The following is a 17816-nucleotide window of genomic DNA, read 5'->3' as shown; positions in this document are numbered from 1 at the left end:
GATTATGTCAGAGCAAAGATTGGGTTTCAGGGAAACCAAAACGAATATTCAGGCACTGTACAGCTTGCGCCGCCGCACCTTTAAGCAGGTTGTCTTCCGTAGCGACCACAATCAGGTGCTCATCCTGTACGGAGAAACCGATATCGCAAAACGGCAAGCCGACAACCGATTTTAACGCCGGAACCCCTTTATCGTAGAGGCGCACCAGCGGTTTGTCGTGATAGGCATTGTGGTAAGCTTCCGCCACATCCTGCGCGCTGACACCCGGTTTCAGGCGGCAGGTAATGGTCGACAGAATCCCACGCGCGAAATTCCCCAGATGCGGCGTGAAGATAACCGGGATGCCCAGGTGGGTCGCAATTTCGGGTTGGTGACGGTGATTGAACACACCATAGGGCTGCAAGCTCACTTCGCAGAAGCTGCTGGTGAGCGACGCTTTACGCCCGGCTCCGCTCATACCGCTGACCGCATTGATAACCGGCCACTGGTCGTTGTTGAGCAATTGCGCATCCACCAGCGGTTTCAGTGCCAGCTGTGACGCCGTCGGGTAACAACCGGGGACAGCAATCAGCTGCGCTTGCTTAACGCGCTCCGCCTGAAACTCGGCCAGGCCATACACTGCCTGCGCCAGCCAGTCAGCGTGTTGATGCTCGAAACCGTAGTAGCGGCGATAAAATTCAGCATCCTGCACGCGAAACGCGCCGGAGAGATCGAACACCACGCAGCCTGCGGCCAGAAACACCGGCGCAAGATCGTGGCTCACTTTGTGGTCGGTCGCCAGAAACACCACATCGATGCCTTTGGCGGCTTCAGCGGCATCCGTCAACGCCTGTACCGGCAAATCGATGATGCCTTTCAGTTGAGGGTGCAGGTCAGAAATGCGTTTGCCCGCATCAACGCTCTGCGCGGATACCGCAAGTGCGGTGAGGTTCATCTGAGGATGACGATTCAGATAGAGTGCAAGTTCAGCGCCAGTATAACCGCTTGCACCAACAATCAACGTATTCAGCATGGGATCTGCATACCTTCCACTAAAATGATGTAAACAATGCATCGTTAAAAACAGTGTCGTTAAAACAGGGTATCTACAAAACACCAAACCCGCTAACGGTATTCGACCGTTGCAGGTGTAGACTATCAGGTAATGTCTCATCCACGGGTTAGAAACAGTTTCCTTTCGCTACGCGTTATTGTATTTTTATTCAAAATAAATGCATGAATATTGATACCATCCTAACATAAGGCTGTCAACAGTGAAGATGAATTTACCCCCATTTATTGAGCTGTATCGGGCGTTGATCGCGACGCCTTCCATCAGCGCGACCGATCAGGCGCTCGATCAGAGCAATGAAGCATTAATCAATCTGCTCGCCGGATGGTTTGCTGATTTGGGCTTTCACGTTGAAGTGCAGCCAGTGCCCGGTACGCGGCATAAATTCAATCTGCTGGCGCGTATCGACCAAGGTCAAGGTGGCTTGTTGTTGGCCGGGCATACCGATACCGTACCGTTTGATGATGGCCGCTGGACGCGCGATCCCTTTACCCTGACGGAACACGATAACAAGCTTTACGGGCTGGGCACTGCGGATATGAAAGGCTTCTTCGCCTTTATTCTGGATGCGCTGCGCGATATCGACCCTGCAACGCTAACCAAACCGATTTACGTGCTAGCGACGGCCGATGAAGAGACCACCATGGCCGGTGCCAAGTATTTCTCTGAATCTACGCAAATACGCCCAGACTGCGCCATCATCGGCGAACCAACCTCATTGCAACCGATTCGCGCCCACAAAGGTCATATGTCAAACGCGGTGCGGATTCAGGGACAATCCGGCCATTCCAGCGATCCTTCGCGCGGCGCAAACGCTATCGAACTGATGCACGATGCCATCTCCCACTTGATGGTGTTGCGCAATACGCTGCAAACCCGTTATCACAACGCGGCGTTCCACATCCCTTACCCGACCATGAATTTCGGCCATGTCCACGGTGGCGATGCTGCCAATCGCATCTGTGCCTGCTGTGAACTGCATATGGATATCCGCCCGCTCCCAGGATTAACGCTGAACGATTTAAACGGTCTGGTGACAGAAGCGCTGGCGCCGGTGAGCGAGCGTTGGCCGGGACGTGTAAGCGTCAGCGAGCTGCATCCGCCGATCCCCGGCTATGAGTGCCCGGTGGATCACGCCTTGGTGGGTGTGATTGAGAAATTGCTGGGTGTGCCCACGGATGTGGTGAACTATTGCACCGAAGCACCGTTTATCCAGACGCTGTGCCCGACGCTGGTACTCGGCCCCGGTTCGATTGAACAGGCCCACCAGCCAGATGAATATCTCGACACCGCATTCATCGCTCCAACACATAAATTGATCACCCAGATGGTGCAACATTTCTGCCAGTAAACGCAAAAAGAGGGGCGTAATAAGCGCCCCTAATCTGCGCACGGATGTAATTAAATTTCACCGATTGCCAATCCCACACGAAAGCAGGTACAACAACAGGGGGGTTAAACTGGCAGTGTGATAAAACAACCAATCGTTAATTGACGAATCCCGCCGGGCGTGGCTAGATGAAGGTAGCGTTTTGCGTCTTTCTATGAAACAAACTTACAAAAAATAGAGATGGGTCAGGGTAAATATGAACGAACAATATTCCGCGATGCGAAGTAATGTGAGCATGCTGGGTAAACTTCTTGGTGACACCATCAAGGATGCATTAGGAGAGAGTATTCTTGATAAGGTCGAGACGATCCGCAAGCTGTCAAAATCGTCCCGCGCAGGCAATGAAAAGCACCGTCAGGAGCTGTTGAACACGCTGCAAAATCTCTCCAATGAGGAGTTGCTCCCGGTCGCTCGCGCCTTCAGCCAATTTCTTAATCTGACCAACACCGCAGAGCAATATCACTCAATTTCGCCACACGGCGAAGCGGCCAGCAACCCGGAAATTTTATCTCAGGCGTTCGATCGTCTGAAAGCGCAGGCACACTTAAGCGAACGCGATATTCGTGACGCCGTGGAAACTCTCTCCATTGAATTGGTGCTGACCGCGCACCCGACAGAAATTACTCGTCGCACGCTGATTCATAAACTGGTTGAAGTAAACACCTGCCTGAAACAGCTCGATCACAACGATCTGGCACACTATGAGCGCAACCAGATCATCCGCCGCCTGCGTCAGTTGATCGCCCAGTCGTGGCATACGGATGAGATCCGTAAGATCCGCCCAACGCCCGTAGACGAAGCCAAATGGGGTTTCGCCGTGGTGGAAAACAGCCTGTGGGAAGGGGTTCCAGCCTTCTTGCGCGTGCTGGATGAGCAGTTGGAAAAATCGTTTGGTTTCCGCCTGCCGGTGGATTCTGTCCCCGTACGCTTCACCTCTTGGATGGGCGGCGACCGCGATGGCAACCCGAACGTGACCGCCAAAATCACCCGTCACGTCCTGCTGCTAAGCCGTTGGAAAGCCGCAGACCTGTTTTTACGTGATATTCAGGTGCTGGTCTCCGAACTTTCCATGTCGGAATGCACACCGGAGCTGCGTAAGCGCGCCGGTATCGCAGAAGGGGAAGAGGTTCAGGAACCCTACCGCGTTATTATGAAATCCCTGCGTGCGCAGCTTAACGCGACCCTGACTTACCTTGAGGGCAGCCTGAAAGGCGAGCGCACGCTGCGTCCACACGACCTGCTGGAACACAACGAACAGCTGTGGGAACCGCTGCACGCGTGCTACCAATCGCTGCATGCCTGTGGCATGGGCATTATCGCTGACGGCCAACTGCTCGATACCCTGCGCCGCGTGCGCTGTTTCGGCGTGCCGTTGGTGCGCATTGATGCGCGTCAGGAAAGCACACGTCACACCGAAGCGCTGGCGGAAATCACCCGCTACCTTGGTCTGGGCGACTACGAAAGCTGGTCTGAATCCGACAAGCAGGCGTTCCTGATTCGAGAATTAAGCTCCAAACGTCCGCTGTTGCCCCGTCAGTGGGAACCGAGCGCAGAAACCAAGGAAGTGCTGGATACCTGCCAGGTGATCGCCGAAGCGCAGCAGGGCTCTATCGCCGCGTACGTTATCTCCATGGCGCGCACGCCGTCCGACGTGCTGGCCGTGCATCTGCTGTTAAAAGAAGCGGGCTGCCCCTTTGCCTTGCCGGTCGCTCCGCTGTTTGAAACGCTGGATGACCTGAACAACGCCGACGATGTGATGAAGCAACTGCTGGGTATCGACTGGTATCGTGGCTTTATCCAAGGCAAGCAGATGGTGATGATCGGCTATTCCGACTCCGCCAAAGATGCGGGCGTGATGGCGGCATCCTGGGCGCAATACCGCGCACAGGATGCCCTGATCAAAACCTGCGAAAAAGCAGGCATTGCGCTTACGTTGTTCCACGGACGCGGTGGCTCCATCGGTCGCGGTGGCGCACCGGCTCACGCCGCCCTGCTGTCACAACCGCCGGGTAGCCTGAAAGGCGGCCTGCGCGTCACCGAACAGGGAGAAATGATCCGCTTCAAGTTCGGCTTACCGGAAGTGACCATCAGCAGTTTGTCGCTCTATACCGGTGCTATCCTTGAGGCCAACCTGCTGCCGCCGCCAGAACCGAAACCGGAATGGCACGACATCATGGATGAACTTTCTCGCGTGTCTTGCGATATGTATCGCGGTTATGTGCGTGAAAATCAGGACTTTGTGCCCTACTTCCGCGCCGCAACGCCGGAGCTGGAACTGGGTAAACTGCCGCTCGGCTCACGTCCGGCCAAACGCCGTCCTAACGGTGGTGTAGAAAGCCTGCGCGCCATTCCGTGGATTTTTGCCTGGACGCAAAACCGCCTGATGCTGCCAGCCTGGTTGGGTGCGGGCGCTGCATTGCAAAAAATCGTCGAAAACGGTCAGCAGAAAGCGCTGGAAACCATGTGCCGCGACTGGCCGTTCTTCTCCACGCGTATCGGGATGCTGGAAATGGTGTTCGCCAAAGCGGATCTGTGGCTGGCGGAATACTACGATCAGCGTCTGGTTGACGAAAAGCTGTGGCCGTTGGGCAAAGAGCTGCGCGACCAGTTGGCGGCAGATATCAACGTGGTGCTGCGGATTTCCAACGATGATCATCTGATGGCAGATTTGCCGTGGATTGCTGAGTCTATCGCGCTGCGTAACGTCTATACCGACCCGTTAAACGTGCTGCAAGCCGAGCTGTTACACCGTTCGCGTGAACAGGAGAACCCCAGCCCGGAAGTGGAACTGGCGCTGATGGTTACCATTGCCGGCGTAGCCGCCGGTATGCGTAACACAGGCTAACCGCAACGCGCTTTATCTTCCCGCCTCGCACTGAGGCGATCACCTTGCTTTACCTACCTAGTCAACCAGATACTTACGCTGCAACTGGTAGCGCGCGTCATCATCCAGCCCATAGTCCGTCGCCAGCCAACGGTTTATAGAACCATAGCGCTCTTTGATAGTTCGCAGGGCGGTCGCCAGAAAGGCTTCCTGAACCGAGAGCACAAAGGAGAATTGCGACAGCGCATTCTCATTCAGCGTATCCGCCAGCGATGTCAGCAGTTGCTCGCGAAAAGGCGCAAGGGTGATGTCCGTAACCAGATAATCTTCCATCACCGTCTTTTCATCCACACCGAGCGCAAACAGCACCAGAGCGGAGCCGATGCCGGTACGATCTTTGCCGACAGCGCAGTGCTGCACCAGCGCCCCTTCTTCTGGTCTCTGCAACAGAGCAACCAGTTGACGATAGGCGGGATTGTTGAAAGGCAAACGCCGATAGAGCTCCAGCATAAAGGCCTGTGAGTCAAACGCAGAAAGCTGATCTGACCCCAACGACTCCAGATTGGCCGTGACCTCATGGCGAATCGGGTTGGCGGGGCACGTGTGATAATGCGCGCCTTCCCACAGAATATCGGGCTTGGCCGTCACTTCATCCGGGTCACGATAGTCAACCACGTGCGATACGGGAACACCGGCCAGGTGCTCACAGTCAGCCACACTGAGTTGATCCAACGAGCCTGCACGGAACAGCTTGCGTGGGCGAATACGTTGCCCATCTGCGGTATACAACCCCCCTAAATCACGGAAATTGATGCCGCCCTCTAAAGCAACCAAAGAAGGATGGCGTGGTGCTGATATTGTCATACAACTCCTTGCAATACGTGGCGGAAAACTCAGGCACTCAATAACCGGCGTGCTGCATCCAGCACCACCGTAACGGCAGCGGTTTCCGCCAGCTTCATCGTCGCGACATCCGGCGTTTCCTGCTGGGTACGGTTGACGATCACGACTGCGACCATACCCGCCCGCAATCCCTGACTGGAACATATGGTAAGCAGCGTGGCCGATTCCATTTCATAATTCAGCACGCCCATGCTCTGCCACTCTTGCATCGAGCCTTGAAAACGCCGCACAACGCGCCCAGAGTAGGTATCGTAGCGCTCTTGCCCCGGGTAAAACGTATCCGAAGAGGCGGTCACGCCAATAAGCAGCGGGAAACCGGAGGCCTTCGCAGCATCCACCAGCGCGGCGGTGCAGGCAAAATCCGCCACTGCCGGGTACTCCAGTGGCGCAAAGTGCAGGCTGGCACCGTCCAAACGCACAGCCGCCGTCGTCACCAGCACGTCCCCCACATTCATATCAGGCTGGATAGCCGCGGTGGTGCCCACGCGCAGAAAGGTTCTGACGCCTAATTGCGCCAGCTCTTCCACCGCGATAGAGGTTGAAGGGCCGCCAATGCCCGTGGAACAGATAACCACCGGTTGCCCTGCAAGCGTAGCACGCCAGGTGGTAAATTCACGGTGTGCGGCCAGAAACACAGGGTTATCCAGCTCACGCGCAATTTTTTCGATCCGCGCCGGATCGCCGGGCACAATGGCTAACGTCGCCCCTTGCAGCCCCTGTTTGGTTAACCCCAGGTGGAACACATCAGATTCAGACATACTCGTCTCCTCATCATGGGCAAGATAGTACCGTTTATTATCCTAGCGCATCAGTACTCTAACAGCAGTGATATATCTCACTACCAAAAGAAACCAATACAGTGGTATACACTTATAAATTACGCGTTGTCACACCGATAATCCCTTTTATGCTCAAGAGGAGAAAAACCATCATGAAAGTGGCCTAACCGCTGGAACTCCGACATACCGATCGGGCGATGACCTGTGCCGTTACGCCCCATGCCGAGTCGACGATCCTCACCGACAGCCAAGGGATTATCGCGGGTGAGACCACCATTCCGTCTCAAGGCGAACAGCTTCCCGCCTACCTCGCCAAGCCGGCATCCGGTGACGGACCTTACCCCATCATTCTGGTGGTTCAGGAAATTTTTGGGGTGCATCAGCATATTCAGGATGTCTGCCGTCGGCTGGCTAAACAGGGTTATCTGGCCATCGCGCCAGAACTGTATTTCCGTCAGGGAGATCCAACATCAGTATGATGATATCCCAACGTTGCTGAGCGAATTGGTCAGCAAGGTGCCGGATGCGCAGATGCTGTTGGATCTTGATCGCGCAACCAACTGGGCCGTGCGACAGGGTGGCGATGCCAACAAAATTGGCATTACCGGTTTCTGTTGGGGCGGACGCATCAGTTGGCTGTATGCGGCGCACAATCCACAGTTGAAAGCCGCAGTTGCCTGGTACGGCAAATTTTCCGGTAACAAAACCCTGACCACACCGAAACACCCCGTGGATATCGCCGCTGACCTCAGTGCGCCCGAGCTCGGTTTGTACGGCGCAGAAGATGGCAGTATCCCGCTCGATCAGGTCGAGCTAATGCGACAGGCGCTACGCGCCGCCAACGCCACGGCTGAGATTGTGGTGTATCCCGAGGCAGGACATGCTTTCCATGCAGATTATCGCCCCAGCTATCATCAAGCGTCCGCTCAGGATGGCTGGCAGCGTATGCTGGCGTGGTTTGCGCAGTATGGTGTGAAATAAGCAAAAAAAACGCAGGGAGAAACGCCCTGCGTTTGGTACCAACCTGATGCGGTTAAACGTCGGTTGCGCGTAAGCGCTGTGCCGCTTCGACCATGTTAGCCAGTGATTGACGCGTTTCCGGCCAGCCGCGCGTTTTCAGGCCGCAGTCCGGATTGACCCACAGGCGCTCGGCGGGAATACGCTGTGATGCTTTACGCAACAGCGCTTCAATCCATTCCACGCTCGGAACGTTCGGTGAGTGGATATCGTACACGCCCGGCCCGATTTCATTCGGATACTCGAACTCCTCGAACGACTCCAGCAACTCCATGTCGGAACGCGAGGTTTCAATGGTGATCACATCCGCATCCAGTGCCGCAATGGAGTCCATGATGTCGTTAAACTCGCAGTAACACATGTGGGTGTGAATCTGGGTATCATCCCGCACCACAGCCGCATTAAGACGGAATGCCTCAACGCCCCATGCCAAATAAGCCTGCCAGTCAGAACGGCGCAGCGGCAACCCTTCGCGCAGTGCCGGTTCATCAATCTGGATAATACCGATGCCTGCACTTTCCAAATCCGCCACTTCATCACGCAGTGCCAGCGCGATCTGCTTGGCGATAGTTTCACGGCTGACATCTTCGCGTGGGAACGACCAGCACAGGATGGTCACCGGCCCGGTCAACATGCCTTTTACCGGCTTGTCGGTCAGGGATTGGGCATACTTGGCCCACTCGACCGTGATCGGTTCTGGGCGGCTGATATCACCGATGATCACGGGCGGCTTCACGCAGCGTGAACCGTAGCTCTGTACCCACCCGTTTTGAGTGAAGATAAAGCCGTCCAGGTGTTCACCAAAGTACTCGACCATGTCGTTACGTTCTGCTTCACCGTGCACCAGCACATCCAGCCCCAGACGCTCCTGCTCGACAATCGCCTGTTTGATATGCTCAGCGATGCCCGTGCGGTAGTTGTTGCCATCAAGGCGGCCTTGCTTGAAGTCCAGACGCAGACCACGAATTTCCGTGGTTTGCGGGAATGAACCAATGGTGGTCGTCGGCCAGTCGGGCAGGTTGAAACGTGCACGCTGTGCCTCGGCGCGTACCGGATAGGCGTGTTGACGCTCGCTGTCCTGCGCAGTGATCGCCGCCAGACGCTGAGTCACTGCCGCATTGTTAACGCACGAATTGGTGCTGCGCGCACGAATTGGTGCGCTGTATTCCACCAGTGCAGCCCCCTCGCAGCTGTTCAGTGCCGCCGTCAGCAGCGACAGTTCAGCACACTTCTGCAAGGCGAAGGCGAACCAGCTTTTCACTTCGTCATCCAGACGCGTTTCAACGCTCAGGTCAATCGGGCTGTGCAGCAGAGAACAGGAAGAACCAATCCACAGTTGACGCTGCCCCACCAGCGGTTGCAGGCGTTCAAACCAGGTGCTGAGATCCGCACGCCACACGTTACGGCCGTTAATCACACCCAGTGATACCAGCCAATCAGCCGGAAGTTGCGCCAGCAGCGCAGCGGCATCATCCTTGCCGTGCACCAGATCCACATGCAGCCCTTGTACCGGCAGCGCACGGAGGGTATCCAGGTTATGGCCGATACTGTCAAAATAGGTGGTCAGCAGCAGTTTGACTGAGCCCTGCAACGCATCGTAAGCCGGTTTAAAGGCATCCAGCCACTCTTGCGGCAGTTCCAGCACCAGTGCAGGTTCATCAATCTGCACCCACTCGATACCCCGTTTTGCCAGCTCGGCCAGCACCTGTTGATACACAGGCAGAATGTCTTTCAGCAGGGAGAGACGGTCGAACGCATCACCCTTCACTTTACCCAGCCACAGGTAGGTCACCGGACCCAGCAGCACAGGTTTGACCTTGTGGCCCAGCGCCAGCGCTTCGTCCACTTCGTCGAGCAGTTGCGTCCAGGTCAGGGAAAAACGCTGTCCCTGAGTGAATTCAGGCACCATGTAGTGGTAGTTGGTGTTAAACCATTTGGTCATTTCTGCGGCGGCCGCCGGTTCACCCGTCGGCGCACGGCCACGGCCAATGCGGAACAGCGTGTCGATATCAACCTTGCCATCGGCATTTTGGTGACGCGCAGGCACGTTACCCAGCAGCAGGCTGGTGGTCAGAACGTGATCGTACCAGGCAAAATCACCCACCGGCAGCAGGTCAACGCCCGCCTCTTTCTGCTGTTGCCAGTGACGTGCCCGCAGCGATTTGCCCACTTCCAGCAGTTCAGCCTGAGTAAGGTTGCCTGCACAATAGCCTTCTTGCGCTTTTTTCAGTTCACGGCGCAGTCCGACGCGCGGAAAACCCAGTGTGTGATTTAAAATTGCCATCGTTGATCCTCATTTAGCCGTCCAGATGTTTACACATCCATAATCAACAGGTACTGTATAATGCACAAGCGCAAATTATTCACTGTCATTGTGAAGGACTCTCATGATCGAACTGAAACACTTACGGACACTGCAAGCACTACGCGGCACAGGCTCGCTGGCCGCCGCCGCCGCGCAGCTTCACCAGACGCAATCGGCGCTTTCCCACCAGTTCAGTGAACTGGAGCAGCGTCTGGGTTTTCGGCTGTTTGTCCGTAAGAGCCAACCGCTGCGCTTTACCCCTCAAGGGGAAATCCTGCTGCAATTGGCCGATCAGGTATTGCCCCAGATTCAACAGGCATTGCAGGCATGCAACGAACCGCATCAGACCACACTGCGCCTGGCGATTGAGTGCCATAGCTGTATTCAGTGGCTGACGCCCGCTCTGGAGCATTTCCACAGCCAGTGGCCACAGGTGAACATGGATTTCAAATCCGGTGTCACCTTTGATCCCCAACCGGCACTGCAACAAGGAGAGCTGGACCTGGTGATGACATCGGACATATTGCCGCGCAGTGGATTGCACTATTCACCGATGTTTGATTTTGAAGTGAGATTGGTGCTGGCGCCGGACCATGCATTAGCGAATAAAGAGACTGTCTCACCGGAGGATCTCGCCAGCGAGATCCTGATGATCTATCCGGTTCAGCGCCAGCGCCTGGACATCTGGCGTCATTTCCTGCAACCGGCAGGCATCAGTCCAACGCTAAAGAGCGTGGATAACACCCTGTTGCTGATTCAGATGGTGGCGGCACGTATGGGAATTGCCGCGCTGCCACACTGGGTCGTGGAAAGTTTTGAACGTCAGGGATTGGTGGTGACCAAAACGCTGGGCGAGGGGCTGTGGAGCCGACTGTACGCTGCGGTACGCGATGGAGAGCAGCGCCAGCCGGTGCTTGAAGCCTTTATTCGTTCTGCCCGCCAGCACGCGTGTTCGCATCTGCCGTTCGTACGGGATGCTGCACGACCCAGCGCTGGTGTACCCACAAAGCCGCAAGGATAATCAGCGAACCCAGAGCGAAACGCCCCCAGTCGGGCGTCTTTTGCCAGAAGAGGAAGTTAACCAGTAATCCGGCAGGGACGTGAAAGTTGTTCATGATACTCAGCGTACCCGCATCCACCTTGGTAGCACCGTAGTTCCACATGAAATAGCCCAGGCCGGAGACAATCGCGCCCAAGAAAACCAACACGCCCCACTGTATCGGGGCAGTGGGTAGCTTGGTGAGGTTGCCAAACAGTCCCCACGCCACCAACGTCACCAATCCCGCTCCCAGATAAAACCAGGAAAACGCACTGTGCTGCGGCATTGGGTGCAGTTCCATCAGGCGTTTATAGCCCACTTGCCCTGCGGCGAAGCAAATATTGGCAGCCTGAATCAGCAGAAAACCATGCCAAAAATGCGCGCTGACGCCATGATAGTGGATGACTACGGCCCCCAACACCGCCAGCAAAGCGCTAAAGGCATAGCCCCAGCGCAAGCGCCGCCCGCTAATCACATCGTAAATCAATGTGACGTACAGCGGCGTCATCACCGAAAACAGCAACAGGGTCGGAACATCGAGATAGAGATAACTACGGAACAGCAGCAGGTACATCACGCCGAGTTGGATCACGCCAATCAGCAAATACAGTCCCAATACCTTGGCTGAATAACCACGCCAACGCAGGAACGGCAGAAAAACCACGGCGGCCAGCACTAAACGAAACATGGCAGAGAACCAGCTATCGACCTGCCCCGCCAGAAATTCGCCAATCAGGCTAAATGAAAATGCCCACAGAATGGTGGTAATGACCAGTAGTAACACGCTGACACCCTAGCAAAAAACGATAAGGGGCCATTGTACCGCATTGGCTGCATAATCCTCGATCAATGCGGTTTACATTTGGTTTACATACGAACAGTCAGATTTGCCAGCGCAACCAGGCAAAAAAGACGTTGCCGTTGTTGTAGGTACCTGGAATGTAAGTCGCCTGAAATGAAAGACGCTGATAGTTCACTGAAACCAGCGGCAATAGCACCGGGATCGGGACATAGTGCCAGTTATCCCGCATGGTGACGCCAGCGGTGAAGCCAGCACCCAATTGAAAATTCGGGTTGGTGGTTGGAGTCCAGCGTTTCTCAAAGCCGTAACCGCCGATCGGCTCCCATTTGTTAAAGGAGTCTTTGAACGCCATCAGATATAGACCATGCCAATCACCGTCGGCATCCAGCCGCGACACACCATAGCCCGCGCCCCAAGGACGTTCATTGTACTTGTCAGTTTTCTCTTTGTCGTAAGTCCAGCGGTTATGCCAGGTGATAGCCGGGATATACAGTTCCTGACTTGACGAGTTAGACCAGGTTTCTGATAGATTAAATTTGGCTTTTTGCCACCAACTGCCCTGACCACTGCTCTGCACAGTCCCCTTCGACATGTCCACTGGGGAATCCGTTGAGGCAGCGAGGGAAGGAAGTGAAAACAGAAAAGGGAAAAGGGTAAATATCACACGTCTCAGATACATCTTTGCTTCTCGTAAACCATCAATGTTGTTGCGAGACTTGAACCGTCACATGACAGGGAAAGTATGGTCTAGGGAAACAGGCCGCGGGGAGAAGCCTGTCCAAAGAGGTATTATGACGGATTGACACACCATATTGCGTGTAATTGTCGGTGAAGCGGCAATATTTGAGATATTTCTTATAAGAAAATATCCTAGATCAGCTGAATGTTCCGATAATATGCGATAGATGTAGGGACAATCATTTGAAAAATTGCCTGCGATAGGAAAACTCAAATCCCATCGCCGTATTCAAATCCCCGATTGATGCCGTTGAAGTATTGATCCATGTCCATCGAGGGTTTGTCGCTTTCCGGACGTCCTACAATGCGCGCTGGTACACCCGCCGCCGTGGTATGTGCCGGAATCGATTGCAACACCACGGAGCCCGCACCAATTTTTGCGCCGCGCCCAACTTCAATGTTACCGAGGATCTTGGCACCTGCTCCGATCATAACCCCTTCACGGATCTTGGGATGGCGATCGCCGCTGGTTTTCCCGGTCCCGCCCAAGGTGACAGATTGCAGGATAGACACGTCATTTTCCACCACCGCCGTCTCGCCGATCACAATACCGGTGGCATGATCGAGCATGATCCCACAGCCAATGGTCGCAGCCGGGTGGATATCGACGCCAAACGAGACCGAAATCTGGTTCTGAAAATAAATGGCCAGCGCTTTGCGCCCCTGATACCAGAGCCAATGACCAATACGGTAGGCCTGAAGCGCATGAAACCCTTTCAGGTAAAGCAGCGGCGTGGAGTATTTATCCACTGCCGGGTCACGCTGACATACCGCGCGAATATCGCACGCGGCCGACAGAATCATCTGCGGGTCGGCACGGTAGGCTTCTTCCACCACTTCGCGAATAGCAATCGCAGTCATAATGGAATTTGCCAACTTGTTCGCCAGCATATAACTCAATGCGCTGCCCAGATTTTCATGTTTCAGCAATGTGGCATGAAAAAAGTTGGCCAACATCGGTTCGCAATCAGCCAGCGACCGGCCTTCTGCTTTGATATTTGCCCACACCAATTCCAATTCATCAGTCGACATTGCCTTCACTCCCCTGCCGCACCGTTCATTGCGATGCGCTGACACGTTGCATTTATTGTTATCGCCCGTCACGCTCGCCAAAGACTCGCGTAGCCGCCAGCATACGATATAAAAGCCAAAAGACGCCAGAAGACCAGCGTCGCCGTTGGCCTCAAGGATAACGTTATATTATTCGCGCTCGCTTTCGTCTTTGCGCGTTCTACCAAGCAGGGTAAGCGCAGCTTCGCGCGCGGCCTTGCCACAGTATAAAACCTGCCACAGTTGTTCACTGATGGGCATTTCTACCCCATGACGCTGCGCCAACGCCAGCACCTCTTTGGTATTGCGATAACCTTCCACCACCTGACCAATCTGGTCCTGAGCGCTTTGTACATCCAGCCCCTGACCCAGCATCATGCCAAAGTGGCGGTTACGGGATTGGTTATCGGTACAGGTCAACACCAGATCGCCCAGCCCAGCCATCCCCATAAACGTGGCGGGGTCAGCCCCGAGCGCCACGCCAAGCCGCGTCATTTCCGCTAGCCCACGCGTGATTAGCGCCGTGCGCGCATTGGCACCAAAGCCAATGCCATCGGACATGCCAGCACCAATAGCAATCACATTTTTTACCGCGCCGCCAAGCTGAACGCCGATAAGATCGGGGTTACTGTAGACGCGAAAACTCTTGCCACAGTGCAGCAACGTTTGCAGATCGTCAGAAAACGTTTTGTCTGTCGCGGCCAGCGCAATAGCGGTGGGTAATCCCGCCGCGAGTTCTTTCGCGAACGTCGGGCCAGAAATCACCGCCAGAGGAATCTCTTCACCTAATGCTTCCCGCGCCACATATTGCAACAAGCGTCCGGTTTCTGCTTCCAGCCCTTTTGTCGCCCACACCAAGCGCGCATCGGCACGCAGCAGCGGTTTTAACTGACGCAGCACGTCACCAAACACATGGCTCGGAACCACCACCAAAATATCGCGACTTGCCGCCAGGGCCTGCGCTAAATCAGACTCGAGGTGCAGCGTATCGGGGAAAGGCACATCCGGCAGGAACGCCTGATTACACCGGGCGGCCTGCAACGTCTGTATGTGCGCAGGATCGTGTCCCCACAGCACCACGGAGTGACCATTGCGGGCTAACGTAATCGCCAGGGCGGTGCCGTACGAACCGGCACCGACCACTGTCATGGAAGCATTCGCTGTGCTCATCAGGCATCCAGGCGCGGTGCGCCGTTTTCACCTTCTGCGGGCTGCCCTTCCGTTTGCTGTTGCAGATAGTTCATGAACAGCGCATCGAAGTTCACCGGCGCCAGATTCAACTGCGGGAATGTACCGCGTGTCACCATGCTGGTCACACATTCACGCGCGTACGGGAACAGAATGTTCGGGCAGTAAGCGCCCAGGCAATGTGCCAGTTGCGTGCCTTCCAGACCGCCAACGGTGAAAATACCCGCTTGCTGTACTTCACACAGGAATGCGGTATTTTCGCCCAGCGTCGAGGTTACCGTTACGCGCAGCACAACTTCATACACGTCTTCCGCCAGTTGGCTGGACGCCGTATCCAGATCCAGTTTAACTTCCGGTTGCCAATCTTGTTGAAACACCTGAGGGGCGTTCGGTGCTTCAAAAGATACATCCTTGGTGTAAATACGTTGAATCTGAAAAGTCATTTCGGCGGAGTTTTGTTCGGACATGTTGGCTAATACCTTTAATGTTAACGTTTTTAATGCGCCGCATTCACCGTATGGCTGCGGACGCCAATGTGTGCATTTAAAATCGAACAATGCGCGCAGGGAACCTGCGCCTGGTTACAACCTAGCATACCTTTACGGCATGCTTTAAAGACATTCGGCTTGCGCCATCGCGCTTATTTGCCCTGCACCAGCGGAAGATTTTCACCGCTCCAGCCGGACAGGCCATCTTTCAGAACCGACACGCGTTCAAAACCGGCTTTTAATAAATGGTCGGCGGATTCGCGTGAGCTGATACCGTTCACACAAACGACAATCACAGGGCGCGCTTTGTGCTTCTCCAACTCGCCCAAACTGCCATTCTTGATGTCGTTAGGCAGCAGGTTGATGGCGTTGGCAATGTGGCCACGACGGAAATCATCACGGTTGCGCAAATCAACGATAACCGCTTCTTCTTTATTGATAAGTTGAATGGCTTCGCCACGCGCGATTTCTTTCACCTTGGAAAGCTTATTTTTCACGGTCATTACAATAACGGCAACCAACAGTGCAACCCAGCCGATACTCATAATCGGATGCATGCTTACGAACGACATAATCTCTTGCATGGGGGGTAACAGCTCCCGAATCAGTTAATCAACAAAAATCAAGGTTTCTGAGTATACCTATGCGGTACAGCAATTACAGCCTGTAACAACCAGTAAGCCGCTAAACTGTAACTCTATCTGTGGCATGAATCAGAAAAATCGTAGCGACCGCCGCTAACGGTTGTGCCATTTTATGCATAATACACCCTTTTTATCTATGCTTGATGCAGTTCATCCTGTGTAAACCTTACCCAAGATGCGCACCTCTGCAATATGTTCGTTCATTACCGGAAAGATAAAAGCGCGGTAGGATGACTGGTCAGGGGCTGCCCATCGTGAAATAATCCCACGTTATGAATAAGAAAGCGTCAGTGGTCTCGCACCGAGTACCATGCAAAGTGCCAGCTCAGGATTCGCGCTCAGGCAAATCGCCGCTGCATGCGCTGCTCGCGCTATATATCAGCGCGGTTTGCGTTGGGGCTTTTGCGTGGCCGACGCCCGGGCTCGGTGCCGATAATCAGCAACAGCTCAAGACGCTGCAACAGGATATCGCGGAGAAGGAAAAACGCGTTCAAGAGCAGAAACAGCAGCGCAGTAGGCTGCTCAGCCAGTTGCAACAGCAAGAACAATCCATTGCCCGGGCCAGTCGTCAACTGCGTGACACCACGGGAACGCTTGCCACACTGAGCGAAGAGCTTAAAGCGCTGGCGACCTCCATCACCAAACTCGAAAGCCAAAGCAAGCAGCAAGAAGCGTTGTTGGCACGCCAATTAGACGCCGCTTTTCGTCAGGGTCAACACAACGGCTTGCAACTGATTCTCAGCGGCGAAGAGAGCCAGCGCAGCGAGCGCATTTTGGCCTACTTTGGTTACCTGAATGAAGCGCGCCAGCAAAACATTGCTGAGTTGCAACACACCCGCACCGAGCTCGCCGCACAGAAACGGCAGGTAGAGCAGAAACAAGCCACGCAGAAAACGCTGCTCGCCGAGCAGCAAACGCAGCAAAAGGCGTTAGAGCAAGCGCGGGGCGAACGTAAACAAACCCTCTCCACGCTGGAAAGTTCGCTGGAAAAAGATCAGCAGCAACTGACAGAATTACGACAGAATGAAGCACGCCTGCGTGACCAGATTGCCCGCGCTGAACGCGAAGCCAAAGCGCGAGCCGAACGCGAAGCGCGCGAGGCGGCCAAGGTGCGTGAGCGTGAAGAGCAGGCCAAACGCAGCGGCAGCCGTTACCAACCATCAGAAAGTGAGCGTTCACTTATGGCGCGTACTGGTGGGTTGGGCCAACCCGCAGGTCAGGCTATTTGGCCAGTGAGAGGACGGGTTGAACACCGCTTTGGCGAGCCCTTGCAAGGCGAATTGCGCTGGAAAGGGTTGGTGATCGCCGCACCAGAGGGCACCGATGTCAAAGCCATTGCCGATGGCACGGTGCTGATGGCGGATTGGCTGCAAGGCTATGGACTTGTTGTGGTGTTGCAGCACGGCAAGGGAGACATGAGCCTCTATGGCTATAACCAGAGCGCATTGGTGTCGGTTGGCGCACAGGTGAAAGCCGGACAACCGATCGCACTGGTAGGCACCAGCGGCGGTCAAAGCCAGCCAGCACTCTATTTTGAAATCCGCCGTCAAGGTCAGGCAGTAAACCCACAGCCTTGGTTAGGGAAATAACAGGGAAAC

The 17816-nt window shown here is 54.9% G+C and carries 14 protein-coding genes and 1 pseudogene; 5 read left to right on the top strand and 10 right to left on the bottom strand.

Annotated features, from left to right (window positions below; all coding sequences use genetic code 11):
- Positions 1-7: 7 nt before the first annotated feature.
- On the bottom strand, positions 8-1012 hold the full coding sequence (argC, locus tag ACQGXV_RS14515) for an N-acetyl-gamma-glutamyl-phosphate reductase (RefSeq protein ID WP_440866740.1): 1005 nt from the start codon (positions 1010-1012) through the stop codon (positions 8-10).
- 241 nt (positions 1013-1253) lie between these two features.
- Here argC and argE point away from each other — a divergent pair, with 241 nt between their 5' ends.
- Positions 1254-2402, top strand: coding sequence for an acetylornithine deacetylase (gene argE, locus ACQGXV_RS14510; RefSeq protein ID WP_440866739.1), 1149 nt, complete (start codon positions 1254-1256; stop codon positions 2400-2402).
- A gap of 235 nt (positions 2403-2637) precedes the next feature.
- The gene (gene ppc, locus ACQGXV_RS14505; protein ID WP_440866738.1) at positions 2638-5286 is read left to right on the top strand and encodes a phosphoenolpyruvate carboxylase; all 2649 of its coding nucleotides are present in this window, start codon (positions 2638-2640) and stop codon (positions 5284-5286) included.
- Between the two features lie 57 nt (positions 5287-5343).
- Here the strand turns inward: ppc and ACQGXV_RS14500 are convergent, their stop codons facing one another.
- Both ACQGXV_RS14500 and udp read right to left on the bottom strand, forming a co-directional pair.
- Positions 5344-6129, bottom strand: coding sequence for a tyrosine-protein phosphatase (locus ACQGXV_RS14500; protein ID WP_440866737.1), 786 nt, complete (start codon positions 6127-6129; stop codon positions 5344-5346).
- 29 nt (positions 6130-6158) lie between these two features.
- Positions 6159-6926 (bottom strand): uridine phosphorylase, encoded by a 768-nt coding sequence (udp, locus tag ACQGXV_RS14495; protein WP_440866736.1) that lies wholly within the window; start codon positions 6924-6926, stop codon positions 6159-6161.
- Positions 6927-7144: 218 nt separating this feature from the next.
- Here udp and ACQGXV_RS14490 point away from each other — a divergent pair.
- Positions 7145-7928, top strand: a pseudogene (locus ACQGXV_RS14490) (dienelactone hydrolase family protein).
- Between the two features lie 52 nt (positions 7929-7980).
- On the opposite strand, the gene metE reads toward ACQGXV_RS14490, so the two are convergent.
- Positions 7981-10248 (bottom strand): 5-methyltetrahydropteroyltriglutamate--homocysteine S-methyltransferase, encoded by a 2268-nt coding sequence (gene metE / locus ACQGXV_RS14485; protein ID WP_440866735.1) that lies wholly within the window; start codon positions 10246-10248, stop codon positions 7981-7983.
- 103 nt (positions 10249-10351) lie between these two features.
- On the opposite strand from metE, the gene metR reads away from it, so the two are divergent.
- Positions 10352-11290 (top strand): HTH-type transcriptional regulator MetR, encoded by a 939-nt coding sequence (gene metR / locus ACQGXV_RS14480; protein ID WP_440866734.1) that lies wholly within the window; start codon positions 10352-10354, stop codon positions 11288-11290.
- Here metR and ACQGXV_RS14475 read toward each other — a convergent pair.
- From ACQGXV_RS14475 to ACQGXV_RS14450, 6 genes are all read right to left on the bottom strand, one after another.
- A complete protein-coding gene (locus tag ACQGXV_RS14475) occupies positions 11193-12092 on the bottom strand; it encodes a carboxylate/amino acid/amine transporter (RefSeq protein WP_440866733.1) in 900 nt (299 codons plus the stop codon). The genes metR and ACQGXV_RS14475 overlap by 98 nt on opposite strands.
- A 97-nt stretch (positions 12093-12189) precedes the next feature.
- Positions 12190-12789 carry a lipid IV(A) palmitoyltransferase PagP gene (pagP, locus tag ACQGXV_RS14470; protein WP_440866732.1) on the bottom strand — a complete coding sequence of 200 codons (600 nt, stop codon included), beginning with the start codon at positions 12787-12789 and terminating at the stop codon, positions 12190-12192.
- Between the two features lie 269 nt (positions 12790-13058).
- On the bottom strand, positions 13059-13880 hold the full coding sequence (gene cysE / locus ACQGXV_RS14465; protein ID WP_440866731.1) for a serine O-acetyltransferase: 822 nt from the start codon (positions 13878-13880) through the stop codon (positions 13059-13061).
- Between the two features lie 168 nt (positions 13881-14048).
- Positions 14049-15068 (bottom strand): NAD(P)H-dependent glycerol-3-phosphate dehydrogenase, encoded by a 1020-nt coding sequence (gene gpsA, locus ACQGXV_RS14460; protein ID WP_440866730.1) that lies wholly within the window; start codon positions 15066-15068, stop codon positions 14049-14051.
- Complete coding sequence (gene secB, locus ACQGXV_RS14455) at positions 15068-15553, bottom strand: protein-export chaperone SecB (protein ID WP_195316073.1); 486 nt, start codon at positions 15551-15553, stop codon at positions 15068-15070. The genes gpsA and secB overlap by 1 nt, the downstream gene beginning before the upstream one ends.
- 173 nt (positions 15554-15726) lie before the next feature.
- Positions 15727-16158, bottom strand: a complete 432-nt coding sequence (locus ACQGXV_RS14450) for a rhodanese-like domain-containing protein (RefSeq protein ID WP_440866729.1) — start codon at positions 16156-16158, stop codon at positions 15727-15729.
- A 332-nt stretch (positions 16159-16490) separates the two neighbouring features.
- Between ACQGXV_RS14450 and envC the strand changes: the two genes are divergently transcribed.
- Entirely contained in the window at positions 16491-17807 is a 1317-nt protein-coding gene (gene envC, locus ACQGXV_RS14445; RefSeq protein ID WP_440866728.1) for a murein hydrolase activator EnvC, read from the top strand.
- Positions 17808-17816: the final 9 nt, after the last annotated feature.

The organism is Symbiopectobacterium purcellii (genome assembly GCF_052050035.1).
Classification (GTDB): Bacteria; Pseudomonadota; Gammaproteobacteria; order Enterobacterales; family Enterobacteriaceae; genus Symbiopectobacterium; species Symbiopectobacterium purcellii_A.
Note: the sequence above shows the minus strand (reverse complement) of the source record. Positions and strands in the feature narration are given on the sequence as shown.